The organism is Amycolatopsis dendrobii (assembly GCF_014145675.1).
GTDB lineage: Bacteria > Actinomycetota > Actinomycetes > Mycobacteriales > Pseudonocardiaceae > Amycolatopsis > Amycolatopsis dendrobii.
This window is the reverse complement of the sequence record NZ_JACGZW010000003.1, coordinates 54,938-71,961: the sequence shown is the minus strand read 5'-3', so window position 1 is coordinate 71,961 and position 17,024 is coordinate 54,938. Positions and strand designations below refer to the sequence as shown.

The 17,024-nt window shown below is 67.6% G+C and carries 19 protein-coding genes and 1 tRNA gene; 2 read left to right on the top strand and 18 right to left on the bottom strand.

Annotation, left to right across the window (positions count from 1 at the left end; translation table 11 throughout):
• Window positions 1-4 precede the first annotated feature (4 nt).
• The 12 genes from rfbC to H4281_RS08420 form a co-directional block, all read right to left on the bottom strand.
• Window positions 5-544, bottom strand: coding sequence for a dTDP-4-dehydrorhamnose 3,5-epimerase (rfbC, locus tag H4281_RS08475; protein WP_182890337.1), 540 nt, complete (start codon window positions 542-544; stop codon window positions 5-7).
• Window positions 541-1,722 carry a polysaccharide pyruvyl transferase family protein gene (locus H4281_RS08470; RefSeq protein WP_182890336.1) on the bottom strand — a complete coding sequence of 394 codons (1,182 nt, stop codon included), beginning with the start codon at window positions 1,720-1,722 and terminating at the stop codon, window positions 541-543. The genes rfbC and H4281_RS08470 overlap by 4 nt, the downstream gene beginning before the upstream one ends.
• Entirely contained in the window at window positions 1,719-2,672 is a 954-nt protein-coding gene (locus tag H4281_RS08465) for a glycosyltransferase family 2 protein (protein WP_182890335.1), read from the bottom strand. Before H4281_RS08465 ends, H4281_RS08470 begins: the two co-directional genes overlap by 4 nt.
• Window positions 2,669-3,961, bottom strand: a complete 1,293-nt coding sequence (locus tag H4281_RS08460; RefSeq protein ID WP_246411632.1) for an MATE family efflux transporter — start codon at window positions 3,959-3,961, stop codon at window positions 2,669-2,671. The genes H4281_RS08465 and H4281_RS08460 overlap by 4 nt, the downstream gene beginning before the upstream one ends.
• A gap of 40 nt (window positions 3,962-4,001) precedes the next feature.
• Window positions 4,002-5,267, bottom strand: coding sequence for a DUF4910 domain-containing protein (locus H4281_RS08455; RefSeq protein ID WP_182890334.1), 1,266 nt, complete (start codon window positions 5,265-5,267; stop codon window positions 4,002-4,004).
• Window positions 5,267-6,289, bottom strand: a complete 1,023-nt coding sequence (locus H4281_RS08450) for an NAD-dependent epimerase/dehydratase family protein (protein WP_182890333.1) — start codon at window positions 6,287-6,289, stop codon at window positions 5,267-5,269. Before H4281_RS08450 ends, H4281_RS08455 begins: the two co-directional genes overlap by 1 nt.
• 4 nt (window positions 6,290-6,293) lie before the next feature.
• A complete protein-coding gene (locus H4281_RS08445) occupies window positions 6,294-6,938 on the bottom strand; it encodes a PIG-L deacetylase family protein (RefSeq protein ID WP_182890332.1) in 645 nt (214 codons plus the stop codon).
• Complete coding sequence (locus H4281_RS08440) at window positions 6,935-7,723, bottom strand: glycosyltransferase family protein (RefSeq protein WP_182890331.1); 789 nt, start codon at window positions 7,721-7,723, stop codon at window positions 6,935-6,937. Before H4281_RS08440 ends, H4281_RS08445 begins: the two co-directional genes overlap by 4 nt.
• On the bottom strand, window positions 7,720-8,958 hold the full coding sequence (locus tag H4281_RS08435) for a class I SAM-dependent methyltransferase (protein ID WP_182890330.1): 1,239 nt from the start codon (window positions 8,956-8,958) through the stop codon (window positions 7,720-7,722). Before H4281_RS08435 ends, H4281_RS08440 begins: the two co-directional genes overlap by 4 nt.
• A gap of 202 nt (window positions 8,959-9,160) precedes the next feature.
• Window positions 9,161-10,033, bottom strand: coding sequence for an LLM class F420-dependent oxidoreductase (locus H4281_RS08430; protein ID WP_182890329.1), 873 nt, complete (start codon window positions 10,031-10,033; stop codon window positions 9,161-9,163).
• A complete protein-coding gene (locus H4281_RS08425; protein ID WP_182890328.1) occupies window positions 10,030-10,899 on the bottom strand; it encodes an LLM class F420-dependent oxidoreductase in 870 nt (289 codons plus the stop codon). Before H4281_RS08425 ends, H4281_RS08430 begins: the two co-directional genes overlap by 4 nt.
• A 39-nt stretch (window positions 10,900-10,938) precedes the next feature.
• On the bottom strand, window positions 10,939-11,901 hold the full coding sequence (locus tag H4281_RS08420; RefSeq protein ID WP_182890327.1) for a YncE family protein: 963 nt from the start codon (window positions 11,899-11,901) through the stop codon (window positions 10,939-10,941).
• 147 nt (window positions 11,902-12,048) lie between these two features.
• Here H4281_RS08420 and htpX point away from each other — a divergent pair, with 147 nt between their 5' ends.
• Window positions 12,049-12,897, top strand: a complete 849-nt coding sequence (htpX, locus tag H4281_RS08415) for a zinc metalloprotease HtpX (RefSeq protein ID WP_182890326.1) — start codon at window positions 12,049-12,051, stop codon at window positions 12,895-12,897.
• Window positions 12,898-12,902: 5 nt separating this feature from the next.
• Here htpX and H4281_RS46550 read toward each other — a convergent pair whose 3' ends face one another.
• The 4 genes from H4281_RS46550 to H4281_RS08395 all read right to left on the bottom strand — a co-directional run bounded on the left by H4281_RS46550 (window position 12,903) and on the right by H4281_RS08395 (window position 14,742).
• Window positions 12,903-13,697, bottom strand: a complete 795-nt coding sequence (locus H4281_RS46550; protein ID WP_182890325.1) for a MerR family transcriptional regulator — start codon at window positions 13,695-13,697, stop codon at window positions 12,903-12,905.
• Between the two features lie 17 nt (window positions 13,698-13,714).
• Window positions 13,715-14,203: a VOC family protein gene (locus tag H4281_RS08405; protein WP_182890324.1), complete on the bottom strand. Its 489-nt coding sequence runs from the start codon at window positions 14,201-14,203 to the stop codon at window positions 13,715-13,717.
• Between the two features lie 43 nt (window positions 14,204-14,246).
• Window positions 14,247-14,558, bottom strand: a complete 312-nt coding sequence (locus H4281_RS08400; RefSeq protein WP_182890323.1) for an EthD family reductase — start codon at window positions 14,556-14,558, stop codon at window positions 14,247-14,249.
• A 102-nt stretch (window positions 14,559-14,660) separates the two neighbouring features.
• Window positions 14,661-14,742: transfer RNA gene (locus H4281_RS08395), tRNA-Tyr, on the bottom strand.
• A gap of 118 nt (window positions 14,743-14,860) precedes the next feature.
• Here H4281_RS08395 and H4281_RS08390 point away from each other — a divergent pair.
• Complete coding sequence (locus H4281_RS08390; protein ID WP_009072171.1) at window positions 14,861-15,352, top strand: YajQ family cyclic di-GMP-binding protein; 492 nt, start codon at window positions 14,861-14,863, stop codon at window positions 15,350-15,352.
• Window positions 15,353-15,412: 60 nt separating this feature from the next.
• On the opposite strand, the gene H4281_RS08385 is transcribed toward H4281_RS08390, so the two are convergent.
• Together H4281_RS08385 and H4281_RS08380 are read right to left on the bottom strand one after the other, a co-directional pair.
• On the bottom strand, window positions 15,413-15,943 hold the full coding sequence (locus tag H4281_RS08385) for a hypothetical protein (RefSeq protein ID WP_182890322.1): 531 nt from the start codon (window positions 15,941-15,943) through the stop codon (window positions 15,413-15,415).
• A 243-nt stretch (window positions 15,944-16,186) separates the two neighbouring features.
• Entirely contained in the window at window positions 16,187-16,879 is a 693-nt protein-coding gene (locus H4281_RS08380) for a hypothetical protein (protein ID WP_182890321.1), read from the bottom strand.
• Window positions 16,880-17,024 lie beyond the last annotated feature (145 nt).

The window sequence follows — 17,024 nt, the reverse complement described above, 5'->3', positions numbered from 1 at the left end:
CGGGTCACCTCAAGGCATCGGCAAGCGTTGGCGCCGACGCGTCGCGTTCGGACAGCAATGCCGCGGGCAGCGGCCACGGGATGGCGAGCTCCGGGTCGTCGTGCGCGATGGCGACGTCCTCGGACGGGTCGTGCGCGCGGTCGATCCGGTACGACACGTCGGCGATGTCGCTCAGCGCCTGGAAACCGTGTGCGCAGCCGGCCGGGATGTAGATGCTCTCCTGGGTGTCGCCGGAGAGGCGAAACGTTTCCATGGCACGGAAAGTCGGCGAGTCCGGCCGCAGGTCGACCACGACGTCGAACACCTCTCCGTATGAACAACGCACCAGCTTCGCCTCGCCGGCGCCGGACCGCAGGTGCATCCCGCGCACCACGCCGCGCACCGAGCGGGACACGCTGTCCTGCAAGAACGCGTCCGGATCGATGCCGGCCGACCGGGCGACGTCGGCGTCGAAGGTCCTCGAGAAGAAGCCGCGATCATCTCGGTGCGGTGTCGGCTGAAAGAGCCACACGCCGGAAATCGACGGCACGGGAACGGCTTTCACGACACCTCCGCGGGAATGAGCGTCCTCGACAACAGCGCGAACTGGTCCTTCAACTGCTGGTTGCAGGCTTCGTTGCGAGCGGCGAGTTCCGCCTTCAGCTCCGGAGCTCGCCGCTGCAATTCCTCGAACTGCTCGACCAACCGCGGCACATCGATCGCGCGCGCTTCCTGGCAGAACTCGCCGAGCCCCATTTCGGCCATCAGCACGTCGTTCTTCTTCGCGTAGCCGATGGCCACCGTCGGCCGTCCGACCTTCAACGCGCACAACACATTGTGGTACCGGGTAGCCACGACCGTGCCCACCTCGGCCATCGAGCGCATCAGCTCGCCCAGCGTGCCGGGGACGGCCGCGGAGAGCAGCGGAGAGTCGACTGTCGCGACGATCTCGTCCACCACCTCACGGTCGATCCGGTCGCCGATGAAGAGCCGGACCGGACGCTCCTGTGCGACCAGATACCGCACGAACTCCGTCATCGCGTCCACGTACGCCCGGTAGATCTCCTCGCCGTGGGCACGGTCGTCGTTGCCGCCGTAGTAAGCCATCACCCCGACGCCCACGGCACGCGGATCCTCGACCGCGGCAGGCGTCGGCAGGGCGAACGCAAGATCGGGATACACGCGGTCGTCAGTCACCCGCACACCCATGTCGGCCATCGCCGAGCGCGAGAGCTCATCGCGGAAGGACCGATACGTCGCGAGCTGGGACGCGGCCCGCACGAGGAACCGTGTGGCAGGCACCCGAATCCGATCCGCACCCACGCTGACCAGTGCGACCTTCGTCCGCCCGAGCCGCCCGCACAGCGAGAGCAGGAAGAGCGCGTACGGAAATCCCCACGGCCGCAACGGAAGCGTCGCCTCCAGCACGCCCATGCCGGGAACGATCACCACGTTCTGCCGCCGGACCCACCACGCCGTCCGGAAAACGTCGATGATCTTCCCGAGGCCCTTGGTCACGATCGACCGCAGCCCGGAAGCGTGCCGGTACTCGCCGCTGTACCAGTTCAGCCGCACCGCGGGGATCCCGTACCGCGCCCGGATGGTGTCCGCCCCGCCGCAGAACGCGGACACCTTCGCGTACGGATGTTCGGCGCGCAGGAAGCCGAGTACCGCCTCCAGCGAGCCGTCATTGCCGAGGTTGCCTGAACCGAGCAGTCCGAAGACTCCGACTCGAACAGTCACGGCACCCGCCGTTCGCGTCCCGCGACCACCCGGTCGACGGTGAGGTTGAGTTCGGCCGCGTGCACTGGAGCTCGGTCCTCGACGCGTTCCCCGCCGCCGCCGGGCCGGGCCCGGCTGGCAAACCATTCCACCAGCGCGAGGTAGCAGGCGCGGCGTTCTCCCGACGACAGCGGCGCGGAGCGGATTCCGTGCACGAAACCCCAGACGTACTCGGCGAGCAGCCGCGCGGTCGGGTTCAGCAGCGCGTTGCCGCGCTTCGGATCGAGGTTCGCGCAGCGGGAGCGTTTGCTCGGGTTCGCGCGCTCCGCCCGGTCCGGATGGTCGCGGCGGAAGTACAGCAGCTCAGGCACTTGGTAGAACGGCCCGTGCAACGCCAGCTCGGCCACGTAGGTGCGATCGGCGTGGTGGTAGCTGTCCATCGGAGTGACCCGACGCAACACGTCTGTGCGCATCACGCCGTAGAAATCGTCCCCGCCAGGCTCGAAGAGCAGGCTCTTGAACCGCATCGACGGCCGCGGCGCGTCCGTCTGGTGCCGGTAGTCCAGCGGCACGGTCACCGCGCCGTTCTCGTCGATGATCGCCTGATGCGAATGCGCGAGGATCATCTCCGGCCGCGCGTCGAGCGCTTCGACGCACTTCGCCAGCAGCTCCCGGCCGTAGAGATCGTCGTGCGAGGCCCATTTGAACAGCTCGCCGCGCGCCTGGTCGAGCAGGACGTTGTGGTTCGGGGTCGCGCCGATGTTGCGCGGCTGGCGCAGATACCGGATCCGCGAGTCCTCCTGCGCGTACTTCCGGGCTATCTCTTCCGTGCCGTCTTGCGACGCGTTGTCGGAGATGATCAGCTCAAAGTCCTCGTAGGTCTGCCCGAGCAGCGCGTCGAGTGCTTCGCTGAGGAATTCCTCTCCGTTGTAGACGGGCAGACCGATGGTCAGCCGGGGCACCGTGCTCATGCCGGTTTCATCTCCTCGGAAGCCGAATGGAGTTCTGCTTGGCTGAATGAACCTGACGCGGCGGGAAATTCGACGTCCGCGGCGAAGTGGTCGCGCAGTGCGCTGCGCAGCTGCCACCACCACACGGCCGAACCGGTGAGAGTGGCGGCCGCGACGCCCCACTCCGAACCGGCCGCGCCGCCGAGCACCGCCCCGATCAGGCCGAACACGACGTAGCACGCGGACGCGATCAGCTGCGACCGCAAGCTCCGCCGCGCCATCCCGAGCGCGCGGAGCCCGGCCGTCGCGCCGGTGGTGAAGCTCGCGCCGACGACCGCCATCGTGACCGCCGGGACCAGCAGCGACGAGCTGTCCCACAGCGACCCGAGCACGAACCGGCCGGCGTCTTCGGGAACGAAGAACCACAGTCCGAGTCCCCAGATCAGGGCAGCGGCCGCCTGCGCGGCACCGAGCACCACGCAGAAATGCCACAGCCGATGCGGCGACTGCCGGAGCACCCGCGCCCCCTCGGCGACGGTGACGAGGGAAAGTCCCATGAGCAGCGCGAGAAACGGCCCGAGCAGCTGTTCCGCCCCGCGCACCGTGCCGACCGCGGCCAGCCCGGAAATCGCGCCCAGCCCGTACGCGCGCAGCTGCGACGAACCGCTGTTGCTGACGTTCTCGACGAGGTAGCGCACACCCAGATCGCGATGGTCCCGCAGCCACCCGCGCACCCCGCCGAGCCGCGGCAGCACGCTCGTCTGCACCCAGCCGAACGCGGCCGCGACCCCGGCCGAACAGCCCCAGGCCAGCAGGAACGCGACCACGGTGTCGTAGCGCGCGGCCAGCACCAGCGCCGGGAACAACGCGACGGCCTGGATCCCGTCGTTGACGAACGCCTTGTGCCCGGTGCCCTGCGCGAAGAACCCGAACCGCCAGGCGTCCTGGACGAGCAGGAACGGCAGCACCGCCCCGAGCGCCACGAACGCGGCGCCGAGCTCCCCGCCCACGACGAGTCCAAACAGGACACTGACCAGCCCGGAAGCGACGCCCACCACGAACGCCGTCCCGACGGCCTGGCCCACCGCGGTCCGCCAGCTCGCCCTGGCGACGCCGGAGAAGCGCACCATCAGCGGGTCGGTGGCGAGGCCGCGCGAGATGTTGAGAATGACGCCGTACGTCACCCACGCGATGCTGAACAGGCCGAACGCCGTCGCGCCGAGCGAACGCGCGACGTAAAGGCCGACCACGAAGTTGGTCAGGCTCGAAACAGCCTGGTCCCCAAGGCCCCAGCTGAGCCGTCCCGCCATCGCGCGGACGGCTCGCGAACGCAGGATCGACGGCACGGCCTCACTCCTTCAGCAGTCCGGCGGCCTGAAGGGCATCGGCCGCCGCGGCTACGGCACCGAACGGCAGGTCCGCCCGTTCGGCGATGTCGAGGAGGCTGTGGTCGCCGTCGGAGAGGCTGAGCACCCACAGCATGGCCAGTTGCGCTTGTTTCGCGTCGCTGCGCCCGCCGAGCGAGTCGTACAGTCCGCGCTTGCCGAGTTGCGGTTCGCCGTACGGGCTGAGGTTCACATAGCGCCGGTTGCGGTCCAGCACGGAGAACGCCGTCCGCAGTGTGTCGAGAGTGTCGGCCATCGAGTCCGGGTCGACGAAGGACGGGTTGTCCGCCGAGGTGTGGTATTCCGGGTAGCCCGCGTACGGCGTGCGCGTGAGCGATCCGACGCCGAGGTTGAAGCCGGGGGAGCAGAACTGGCGCTCGTCGTAGCCGTACGGCGAGAACTCGCGGATCTCGTGCGGTTTGTCCTTGAGGATGTGTGCGAAGACCCGGTCGATGTCGGCGTTGCCGCGTCGGCTCCGTTTGTAGGTCAGCGAACCCCGGTCGCCGGCGCAGGCCAGCACGACGCCGTGCTTGACCTGCTCGATGCGCTCGGCATTGCGCGCCAGCCAGGTGATCGCGCCGATCGTGCCGGGCATGAACAGGAAGCGGTAGGTGTAGTACGGCTTCTCCTCGGCCAGCGCCTGGGCGAGCGCCACGGCTACCGCGATGCCGGCGAGATTGTCGTTGGCCAGTGACGGATGGCAGAGGTGGCACGAGACGAGCACCTCGTCGGACACCTCGCCCGGCACGACGTGCTCGGCGTAGGTGAGATGGCCGTCGGCGAGCGTCGAGTCGATTTTGGCGTGGTAGTCGCCGTCCGGGAGCGTGTCGAGCACGTCCTGGGCGAGGCAGAAACCCCACGTGGGGGAGTAATAGCTGGTGCGGTACGGGATCAGCGACGGCTGCTGCGGCAGCGTGTGCAGGTGCGTGCGCAGTTCGGTGAGGCTGACGACCCGGTCGACCGGGACGCTGTAGCCGACCACGTGCAGGTTCGACTTCCGGAAATCGATCACCCGCCGCCCGGAGGAATCCGCGACGAAGGCGTCGCGGATGTTCCACTCCGGCGGCACGGTCCAGTCCAGCACCTCGGTGCCGCTGGGCACCTCGTACCGGTCGAGCGGGAGGTGCTCGCCGATGACGGCAAGGGTCTGCCGGACGCCGTCGCCGGTGATGCTCCGGCAGAACGGGTACAACCGTTCCACCAGAGCGTGCATCTCGGGCCCCGTGCGCATCAGGCGTGCCGCAGGGTGGCGTCGACCGCGCCGGCGGCCTGCCGGTCGCTCAACCAGTTCAGCCGGGTGAAGCGGTGCTGGAACTGCTCCTGGGTGAGGCTGTTGCGGCGGTAGGCGTCGAACAGTTGCAGCGCACCGTCTTTCACGCCCCACTTGCAGTCGAACGCCGGGACCGCGTCGCGGAACCGGGAGAAATCGACCCGGTACGAACGCGGGTCGGCCCCGGCCTCGCCGGTGATCCGCAGCTTCGAGCCGGGCACCACCGCGACGACCTCTTCGGCGATCTCGGCGACGGTCACGTTGTTGCGTTCGGTGCCGATGTTGAACGCCTTGTTGTGCACGGCTTCGCGCGGCGCTTCGAGAGCGGCGGTGAAGGCGTGGGCGATGTCGTCGGCGTGCACGAGCGGCCGCCACGGTGTGCCGTCGGAGAGCACGAGGACCTCGCCGGACAGATAGGCGTGGCCGACGAGGTTGTTCAGCACGATGTCGGCGCGCAGCCGCGGCGAGAAGCCGAACGCGGTGGCGTTGCGCAGGTACACCGGGGTGAAGCCGTCGTCGGCGAGTTCGGAAACCTCGGCTTCCACGCGGACCTTCGACTCCGCGTACGGCGTCACCGGCCGCAGCGGCGCGTCCTCGTCGACCAGGCCGCTGCCGCCGGAAGCGCCGTAGACGGAGCAGGTCGAGGCGTAGAGGAACCGGGAAACCCCGGCATCCTTCGCGAGTTTCGCGAGCTTGACCGACGCGCGGTGGTTGATGTCGTAGGTCAGCTCGGGGGCGAGCGAGCCGAGCGGGTCGTTGGACAGCGCGGCGAGGTGGATCACCGCGTCGAACCCCCGCAAGTGTTCGGCTTTCACGTCCCGCAGGTCGACGGCCAGCCCGACCGGATCGCGCGGGGCCGGGCCGAGCACACAGGCGGCGAACAAGCCCGAGTCGAGGCCGACGACCTCGTGTCCCGCCGCGGCGAGCACCGGAGCCATCACCGTGCCCAGATATCCCGTGTGCCCCGTGAGCAGCACGCGCATTCCTTCAGCCCCTTAGGTCGATGACGAGTTTGTTCGCCTCGAACGCCTCGGCATAGCGTTCTTGGCATTCGATTCCGCGAATCCGCGCGAGGCCGAGGAACGCCTCGCGGTCGTACCACGGCCGGTGCTGCTGCGAGCCGTAATGCTGGTGCAGCAGTTCGATCTTGCGCTGCATGACGTCGTCGGACATCGGCGCGTACGCGGGCAGCCGTCCGAGGTCCCCGTCCCATTTGACGATCTCGTAACCCAGCGTCAGATGCCCGCGGAACACCGTGGGAACGAGTTGCGCGAGCCCTCGGTGGTCCTGGTGCGCGTCGATGGTGCGGGGCGCGAACACGACGTCCGGATCGGTGCGGCGGCGGAGGTCTTCCAGCGCGTTCTTGGCCTCTTCCCAATGCGAGGGGAGGCGGCCGTCCGGCAGTTTGAGCACGGTGACGTTCAGCTCCGCACCCGGGCAGAACGCGGCCAGCGCGGCGCGTTCCTCGGTCTCCCGGTCGGTGCCGCCGCCGGACAGCACCAGCGCGTCGACCTGAAGCCCGGGACGCTGTCCGCAGATCTCGAGGAGCGTGCCGCCCGCCCCGATGGCGATGTCGTCGCAATGCGCGCCGAGCACGACGATGCTCTTCAACTCGGCGCCGAGACGGATCACGCGTGCACCTTTTCGCGTTCCCACAACGCCCACGGCCGGTCGCCGTGCGTGTAGGCGGCGTCGAGTGCGTAGCGTTCCTTGACCGTGTCGGTCGGCTTCCAGAACCCGCGATAGGGGTAGGCGAGCAGCCGGCCGCGCTTCGCGAGTTCGCCGCAGCCGTCGGCGACCAGGTCGCCGTTCTCCGGGATGTGGTCGAAAATCTCCTGCCGCAGCACGAAGTAACCGCCGTTCTCCCACAGCGGGAGTTCGCTGACCGGCGTGATCGCGCCGATCCGGCCGCCCTCGTCCATCTCGACGCAGTGGAACGACGACTGCGGCGGCACGACGAGCATCGACGCGCCCGCGTCGCTGCCCGCGAACCGCTCGACGATGTTGTCCAGCGGTGCGTCGGTGAGGACGTCGGCGTAGTTGGCGAGGAACATCTCGTCGCCGTCGAGATAGTCGCGCACGCGGCGCAGCCGTTCGCCGATCGGCGACTCGATGCCGGTCTGCACGAAGGAGATTGTCCAGTCGGCGATGTCGGTGGACAGCAGTTCCGGCTTCCCGCCGCGCAGCACGAAATCGTTGGACGTCGTTTCCTCGTAGTGCAGGAAGAAGTCCTTGATGTGGTGCGCGCCGTAGCCGAGGCACAGCACGAACTCGGTGTGCCCGAAATGCGCGTAGTAGCGCATCACGTGCCAGATCAGCGGGCGCGGCCCGACCATTGCCATCGGCTTGGGCACGTCGGACGCTTCGCTGCTGCGCATCCGCATGCCGTACCCGCCGCAGAACAGAACGACCTTCACTTCACTGCCACCTCGACGATTTCCAGGCGCGGAATCGGGAAGACGAGCTTGCCGCCCCACGCGCCGACGTAGGAGAGCTGCTCGGTCAGTTCGTCCCGCAGGTTCCAGGGCAGGACGAGCACGTAGTCCGGCCGGTCGGCCGCGATCCGGTCCGGCTCCACGACCGGGATCCGGGTGCCCGGAGTGAACCGCCCGTGCTTGTAGGGATTGCGGTCCACCGTGTAGGCCAGCAGGTCCGGGCGGATGCCGCAGTGGTTGAGCAGGGTGTTGCCCTTGCCGGGCGCGCCGTAGCCGACGACCGTTTTCCCGGTTTTCCGGGCGGCGAGGAGAAATTCGAGCAATTCGAGCCGGACGCGGGTGACCCGGTCGGCGAATTCGGTGTACCCGGACAGCTCGTGCAGTCCGGCGGCCTTCTCCCGCGCCAGCACGTCGGTCATCCGCGCGCTCGGCTCCCCGGCGGACTCCGCCGGCCGCGCCCAGAGCCGGATCGACCCGCCGTGCGTGGGAAGGAGTTCGACGTCGACGACGGTCAGCCCGCCGCCCGCCAGCGCCCGTCGCGCGGATTCGACGGTGTAGTACTGGAAATGCTCGTGGTAGATCGTGTCGTACTGGTTCTTCTCGATCAGCGTGAGCAGATGCTGCACCTCGATCGACACCCAGCCGTCGTTCGCGACGAGCGCGCGCAGCCCGTGGGTGAACCCGCGGATGTCCGGGATGTGGGCGTAAACGTTGTTCGCCACGACCAGGTCGGCCGGACCGTGTTCGGCGCGCACCTCCCGGCCGGTCTCCTCGGAGAGGAACGCGGTGTGCGTCGGCACCCCGGACTCGCGCGCGGCTTGCCCGACGTTCACCGAAGGTTCCACGCCGAGGCAACGGATTCCGCGCTCCACGACGTGCTTCAGGAGGTATCCGTCGTTGCTGGCGACCTCGACGACGAAAGACCGGTCGGTCAGCCCGAGCCGCTCGACCGCGTCGTCGGTGAACCGTTTCGCGTGCTCGACCCACGAGGTGGAAAAAGACGAGAAATACGCGTAATCGGTGAAAGTGTCGGCCGGGTCGAGCAACGGCGGGAGCTGCGCGAGCCAGCATTCCGTGCACACTTCGAGATGCAGCGGGAAAGTCGGTTCGGGCTCGGCCAGCTGCGCGGCGGTCAGGAACCGCTCGCACGGCGGGGTCGCGCCGAGGTCGACCACGCTGGCGGTTCTTTCCGAACCGCAGAGTCGACATGTGGTCATGTACCGGGCTCCTCCGACTCGTGTGCGCGATCTGCGTAGGGCAGGTCGATCCGCACCCGGCCGTCGTTACAGCGCGCCGGGAACGTCACCGGAGTCGATTCGGAACCGAGACAATGACAGCGGCGGAATGCCGCGAGGTGCTGCGACGAACGGGTGGGCGGCAGGCACCGGATGGCGCAGCCGTCACCCGTTCGTCAGCGGATCACAGTTTTTCCGCCGCCGGGATCACTTCGGTGGCGAATCGTTCGAGCACCGCGGGATCCGGGACGCCGTGCGCCCAGCCGGTCGCGACGCTGAACCCGAGCTCCGACAGCCGGCCCAGTTCATCCAGCAGTTGCCCGGTTTTCTCGCCGTTTTCACCGGTATCCAGCCGCAGCGATGCGGTTTTCGTGATCTCGGAGTAGTCGCGGCCGACGTCCTCGCAGTGCTGCTTCAGCACTTCCAGTTTGCGCGGAAGGTCCGCGTTGGGCAGCAAATTGCAGATGTCGGCGTATTGTGCGACGAACCGCAGCGTCTTCTTCTCGCCGCTGCCCCCGATCATGATCGGCGGATGCGGCCGCTGGATCGGCTGCGGGCTGTTGAGCAACCGCTCACCGCTGACGTGCGTGCCGGCAAAGGGTTCGTCGCCCTCGGCCCACATCTGGTGGACGTACCGGAGCGCGTCCTCGAGCTGTTCGAACCGCTCCTTCATCGGCGGGAACCGGAATCCGAGCGCACGGGACTCCTCCTCGTTCCAGCCCGCTCCGATGCCGAGGATCGCCCGCCCGCCGGAGAGCACGTCGAGCGTCGTCGCCGCCTTCGCGAGCAGTCCGGGGTGCCGGTAGATCACGCCGGTGACAAGCGTGAGCAGCTTGACGCGTTCGGTGTGCGCGGCGAGGAAGCCGAGCGTGGTCCAGGCTTCCAGCATTTCGTGCTCGGGCGGGCCGTAGCTGGAAATCTGGAAGAAATGGTCCATCACCGACAGGTATGCGAACCCGGCCTCGTCCGCGCTACGGGCCACCCGCGCGAGGTCGGAGCCGAGCGCCGCCGGGCCGTTCGGCCAGGTCTGCTGAGCCAGGTGCAACCCGAGTTTCATGCCAACTCCTTAACCGCCGGAATGATGTCTTGCGCGAAAATCTCGATCCTGGCCCGGTCCGCACCGCCGGGTATCGGGCCGATCATGGCGTGCACGCCGAGCCGGTGCAGCCGGCGCGCCTCGGCGAGAAATTCGCCGGTTTTCTCCCCGGACGGACCGATGTCCAGGTAGTGGTAAACGGTCTTGGCGATCTCGGCGTAGTCGCGGCCCTCGGTTTCGCAGTGCCGCTTGAGCACGTCGAGCTTGCGTTCGAGATCCGGTCCGTTGCCGATGTTGCAGTAGTCGCCGTACTTCGCGACCAGCCGGAGGGTTTTCTTCTCGCCGCCACCGCCGACCATGATCGGCGGCCGGCGCAGCGGCTGCGGGCTGTTGAGCAGCCTTTCGGCGGTGAAATGCTTGCCGGAGAACGGTTTGTCGTCCTCGTTCCACATCTGCCGGACATACCGCAGGTTCTCCTCGAGCAGCTCGAACCGCTCCGATGTGGACGGAAACGGAAAACCGAGCCCGCGGGCTTCTTCCTCGTTCCACCCGGCTCCGATGCCGAGCATGGCCCGCCCGCCGGACAGCACGTCGAGCGTGGTGACCGTCTTCGCGAGCAGCCCTGGATGCCGGTAAATCGCGCCAGTGACGTAGGTGAACAATTTCGCGCGCTGGGTGTGCGCGGCGAAGTAGCCGAGCGTCGTATACGCCTCAAGCATCGCGCGGTCGCTCGGGCCGACACTGGGAATCTGGAAGAAGTGGTCCATCACCGCGAGATACGCGAACCCCGCGTCGTCCGCCGCCCGCGCCGTCCCGGCCAGTTCGGCGCCGAGCGCGGCGGTCCCTCCCGGCACGGTGAAGTCGGGGACCTGGAGGCCAAGTTCCATACTCGACACCGTATACCTGGAGTAACTTCATGCGAGCAGTCAGAAATCGCGCACGACGTTGATCGTGCCGTGCAGCGGATCGGTGACGTACACCGTGCGCGTGCGCTGATCCACCGCCACGTCGCCCGGATTCACCCCGAGACTCAGCTCGCCGGTAAGGGTTCCGGTTTGTCCGTCCACACGAGACAGTCCATTTTGCCCGCCGTTGGTGTATACGACGTCGCTGCCTTGGTGCACCGCGAGCGACGACGCCTCGCTGCGCAACAACACCGTCTTGACCTGCGCCCGCGCTGATCCGTCTACAATGGACAAATGGTGGATCGCCGAATTCGCCACGTACACCGAGCCGCTCAGTTCGTGCACGCCGATCCCGGCAGGAGACGCCCCCACCGGAACACTCGCGGTGAACGCCCCCTGGTCAAGGTCGCAGATCTCGACCGAGTTCGTCGTCGGGCTGGTGCAGTAGGCCCGCCGCCTGCCGCGGTCGAGCGCGATACCGGCTAATCCTGGCTTCGGCGCGGGCAGCAGGTCCTGCTGAGTGAGACTGATGCTGTCGAGCACCGCGAACGTGCCGGTTTTGCCGCTCACCGCGTACACGAGGTTGGCCCGCGGATCGATCGCGAGCGCCGAGGCGCCCGCCCCCGCGCTGACCACGCTCAGCAACCGATGCGTCTGGCTGTCGAAGGCGAGCACCGTGCCGCCGGGCGGATTGGCGACGTAGATCCGCTCGGTGTCCACCGCGACGTCGCTCGGCTCCCCGCCCACCGCGAGTGCGGCCACGACCCGCCCCGCGTCCGGATCGAGGACGAGAACCATGCCGGACGCCTGGTCAGCCGCGTAGACGAGCCCGGTGACCGGACTCACGGCCAGCGCCGAAAGAGTCCCGCCGACCTGCACGCTGGTGACCCGCTCGACCGCGCCCGCGGTACCGCCGAGCAACGCCGCCGCACCCGCGCTGACCAGGCCGAACAGCCCTCTCCGGGACAACTGGGAACCGCGCATCGCTCACCTGCCCCGGTCGGTTGGGTTGCCCGCCGACCCTAACTCGGACAAGGATCGGGCGAAGGAACTTCGGGTCCCCCGATCGCGTTGTTTCCAGTGAGTAACCCACCTTGCGGCACCTGCCAGAGCGGACGGAGGCGAGCGCGCGTGCACAAGCACCACAACGGGCTGAAGACGGCGATGCTGCTCGGTCTGCTTTCGGCGATCATCGTCGGGATCAGCGGATTGTTCGGTCGCGGCGCCCTGGTGATCGGCCTGGTCGTGGCGCTGGGGATGAACGCCTACGCCTACTTCAACTCCGAGAAAATGGCCCTGCGCGCGATGCACGCGCGGCCGGTGTCGGAGGTCGAGCAGCCCGCGATGTACCGGATCGTGCGGGAGCTGGCGACGTCCGCGCGGCAGCCGATGCCCTCGCTGTACGTGAGCCCGACCGCGGCGCCCAATGCCTTCGCGACCGGACGCAACCCGCAGCACGCGGCTGTGTGCTGCACCACCGGGATCCTGGAGTTGCTCGACGAGCGCGAACTGCGCGCGGTGCTCGGGCACGAGCTGTCCCACGTGTATAACCGTGACATTCTGATCTCGTGCGTTGCCGGGGCGCTGGCGAGCGTGGTCAGTGTGCTGGCAAATATCGCGTTCTTCTTCGGCGGGAACGACCGCGAGGGCAACCCGTTCATGTCGCTGCTGCTGGTGCTGATCGGGCCGATCGCGGCCGGCGTGGTGAAGATGGCGGTGAGCCGGTCTCGGGAGTATCAGGCGGATGCTTCCGGGGCTGAGCTGACAGGGGATCCGCTGGCGTTGGCTTCGGCGTTGCGGAAGTTGGAGCGGGGGACTCGGGCTGCTCCTTTGGCTCCGGAGCCCGCCGTGGTGTCGCAGTCGCATTTGATGATCGCGAACCCGTTCCGGCCCGGGGCCGGGCTGAGCAAGATGTTCTCCACGCACCCGCCGATCGAGGATCGGATCCGGCGGCTCGAGGAGATGGCCCGCGGCCGCTGACGGCGTTACTCCCACACCGCCGTAGCCGGATCGACGCCGTGCGCGATGGCGTTGGCGAAAATCACGTCCCGCAGCCAACCGGCGAGACCGGGAGCCAACCCGTCGTAGTACTCGGTGTACCCGGTCTCCTCCACGAACTTCCGGCCCAGGCACACCTGCATCGAATGCGTGCAGTCGAAGTACCTCGACAACGTCGCCCGATGCCGCTCCGCGAGCGTGTTCGCCTCCGGTGACCCAGGCTCGACCCCAGCCCGCCGCGCCGCCGCCAGGTCCGCGTGGAGCGTCTCGTGCTCGGCCGCGGCCTCCCGCCAGTCCTGCGGGGTCAGTTCGGTGGTCCGCTCGCGATACTCCGCCCACTGCCGCGTGTCGCCCCAGCGTTCCGCGGCCTCGTCGACCCACTCCGGGTTCCAGTCCGACCCGAAGATCTCGACCTGCTGCTCGGCCGTCAACTGCATCCCGCCACGAGTGGCCGCCGCCATCCGGTCCACTGCGGACACCATGTGCTCCAGCCGTTCGATCCGCTCGCGCAACTCGCGTCGCTGCCGGGTCAGATGCGCGTGTGCGTCGGTGGTCGGGTCGTCCAGGAGGCGGCCGATCTCCGACAACGGGAAGCCCAGCTCGCGGTAAACGAGCACCCGATGCAACCGCGCGATGTCCTCGGCGGAGTACACCCGGTAGCCGGCCCTGGTGCGCCCGCTCGGACGCACCAGGGCGACAGCGTCCCAGTGGTGCAGGGTTTTGACACTCACGCCGACCAGCGTCGCCGTGCGTCCGACAGTGAGGCCGTCTTGCTCGGTCACGACCTCAGTGTCGCAGGTCACGGCCGCGGCACGTCGATCCCCGCAGCACGCAACCGCTCCGCGACGGGCCCGTCCGGATCGATCGGCTCCGCCGCGGTCATCACGACCTTCGTGCCCTCCGGCGTGACGACCGTCAGCTCCCGCGAGTTCCACGGCATCAACTCCGGTCCGCTCGTGCACGCCGGCGCGATTTCCTCGCACCGTTTGGCGATTTCGTCGAGTTCGCTGAGCACGCAGGAGAAACTGATGCTGACCTCGCTCGGGGCCGCCGGGGTCCCCGGCTTGAGCAGCACGTCCTGAAACGCCCAGCGACGCAGGTGCACGACCTGGCCGGGGATGGCGAAAAGGTTGTCGAAGCCGAGCCCGCGAAGCCAGAAGTCGGTCGAAGCTTCGAGGTCGGCGGTGGGCACGTTGGGAAACATCGGCATCCCGTAGAAGCCGAGATAGTTGCCCGGCGACACCGCGTCGTAGGCGGGAGTCGGAACCGGGCCGCGAAATTCGTTCATGCCGAAGAGCGTGCAGCCTCCTGTCGCAGGAGGGTCAAGCCCGTCAGACGACGCCGTCCCGCACCGGATAGTCGATGACGATCGCCCCGCCGGTGGCGTAGTTGACGACGTCGGCGGACACCCGCCGCCCTTCCTCAGACGACCTGGCCGCGGTCATCGCCGCACCGTCCGCGAAGTCAGCTTCGAAGATCGCGAAGTACGGCTCCTGTCCGGGCGCCCCGGTCACGTCGAAGCTGTAGCGGTACGCGAGCAGGCCCGGCATCTGTGCGACCAGCGGGAGGTGGGTGGACACGTAGTAGTCGCGGAAGTGCTCGGGATCGGCGGGCTTGGGATACAGAACGACCAGCTTGTGCATGAGAGCCATTACATCCTGGAGGCACCGGACAGCCGCCGTCCGGGCTGGTCCACGCACACGAAGAACGCCCCGGGCAGGGGCCCGGGGCGTTCTTGGCTGGTGTGGCAGGTGAGGGATTCGAACCCCCGAAGGCTGAGCCGTCTGATTTACAGTCAGATCCCTTTGGCCGCTTGGGTAACCTGCCATGGCCGGGCGAACCGGCCGGGAAGAAGGATACCCAACGGTCCAGACGGCCGGTCAACCGGGATCCCCCGGCGCTACGCTGGGGGTCCCTGACGAGCTGAGACAAGGTGTGAGGACACGTGGCGGATCCCTCTTTCGACGTGGTGAGCAAGGTCGACCGCCAGGAGGTGGACAACGCGCTCAACCAGGCCAGCAAGGAACTGGGCACGCGGTTCGACTTCCGCGGCACCGGAACCGGCATCAGCTGGTCCGGCGAGGAAGCCATCGCGATCGAGTCGGAGACCGAAGAGCGCGCCCTCGCGGCGGTGGAGGTCTTCAAGGAGAAGCTGATCAAGCGGAACATCTCGCTGAAGGCCTTCGAGGCAGGCGAGCCCGCGATCTCCGGCAAGATTTACAAGATCAGCGGCAAGATCCTTCAGGGCATCGCGTCGGACAAGGCGAAGCAGATCGCGAAGTTCATCCGGGACGAGGGCCCGAAGGGCGTACAGGCCCAGATCCAGGGCGACCAGCTGCGGGTGTCGGGCAAGAAGAAGGACCAGCTGCAGGAGGTGATCTCGTTGCTGAAGGGCAAGGACTTCGAGATCGCTCTGCAGTTCACCAATTATCGGTGATTTCGCGTGGTTGACCTGCGGGTATCCGGGAGCGGGTACCCGCAGGCGCAACTCGCATCGCTATTTGAGGCGACTCCGGACTACCTCCTGCGCCCAAGGTTTCAGGAATTCGGAAAGGAATTCCGACAGAAGACGTGCGCGCTGAATCAGGTACGACGCGCCGACACTGTAGGCCGACCAATGTTGCTGGCCGGATAGGACCTTAGGCGCCCACCAGTCCCGCAAAGAGACTGAGCCATCGATCGAACCAAAACCCAGGTCATGGCCGACGACGCTCTGATAGGAGCTTGAAGCTCGCAAGATCGCGAGCTCCTCTTCGGTCCTGCCGGCCCCAAGTTCCGAATCGGAGCAGTCCAGGCCGATCTGCGAGAACTCGTCCGCTTGGAGCAGGTCGACGGCCATGGTGTGCGCTACCGTTCGCACCCAGTCGCCATCAGGGCCGCCTACGCTGGCTATCAGCAGATCAACCTTGCTGTCAGCGATTTCAAATGCATTGAAGTGGTCGCGAAGGGCTTCCCTGCTTCGCTCAACCTCATCAATCGAATCCAATCTCAGAGCAGCGCTCTCCAAGACGTGCAGGGCGGCGATCATGTCCCCGATGCTTGCTATCAGGCTGCTCGCGACCAAGCCGCGCCGCGCGGTCCTGCCGGATCGATAGGAGAAAAACGCGGAAAGGAGTGCGACAAGGACAGAAGAAGATGAAATAATAATCGACAACAACAGCCCATTCCCCCGCCAGGCTCGGTCCAGGGCGCGCCGCGCCCCTGCCTCATCAGGGTACGAAGCCGGTACGGCCGGCACCAGCGAACGACCGCCAACGGACGTAAACCCGGCTTACCAGGCGGTAAAGGTCCAATCCGCCTCAAAAGTCTCCACCGCCACGTACGTGCGCCCGGCGAGCGGGAACTCCGCGGTGGTCTGCCCGATGTGGTTCACCGCCAGATGCGGGTAGCCGTCGGCCAGCACCCAGACTCCGTTCGAGCCCTTCGACCCCGTGAAGAACTTCCCCATGACCATCCCCTCGGGCACCGCCAGCACCGCGTCCCCGTGGCCGTTGTAGGGCTTGCCCGGTTCGACGACCGGCACTCCGCGGTAGTCGGTGATCGTCGCGGTCCACGCGCCCTTCGCCTCGACTGTCAGCGTGTGCACCGACTTGCCGCCGGGGGAGACGTTGAACCAGGCTGTCCCGTGGTAGGCGTCACCGTCGTTGACCAGCAGGCTTTCCGTGCCGTCCGTCGTCACGGCGATGTGGCCGGTGCACTTCGGGCAGTCGAAGGTGAGGAATCCCGAGACCCCGGACGGCCAGGTCAACGGCACGGTCGCATTGTTCTTGCCCTGGTGGGTTTCCGTCGGGTTCTCGGCGAGGCGCGGCTTCTCCGGCCGCGGCGGCGGAGGCAGAACCGGCGCGGGGGCGTGGCCGGGTTCGTCTTCCGGGTACACGATCGCCCCGATGCCGGTCGGCTGCAGTGAGCACGACGCGGTGAGCGCCACCGCCGCGCATAAGGCGGCCAGGCGAGTGCGGCGCATGATTCCCCCTAGCTTGCCCCGACGGGGCCTCCGGATGATCTTTCGTCACGCTCCGCCCGGTCGTTACGCGGTGAGTGCCCTGAACAGCCCAGCGATCTCCTCGAAGGGGTGGAATCACGCGGGTGACCAGGCGAAATCGATCGTG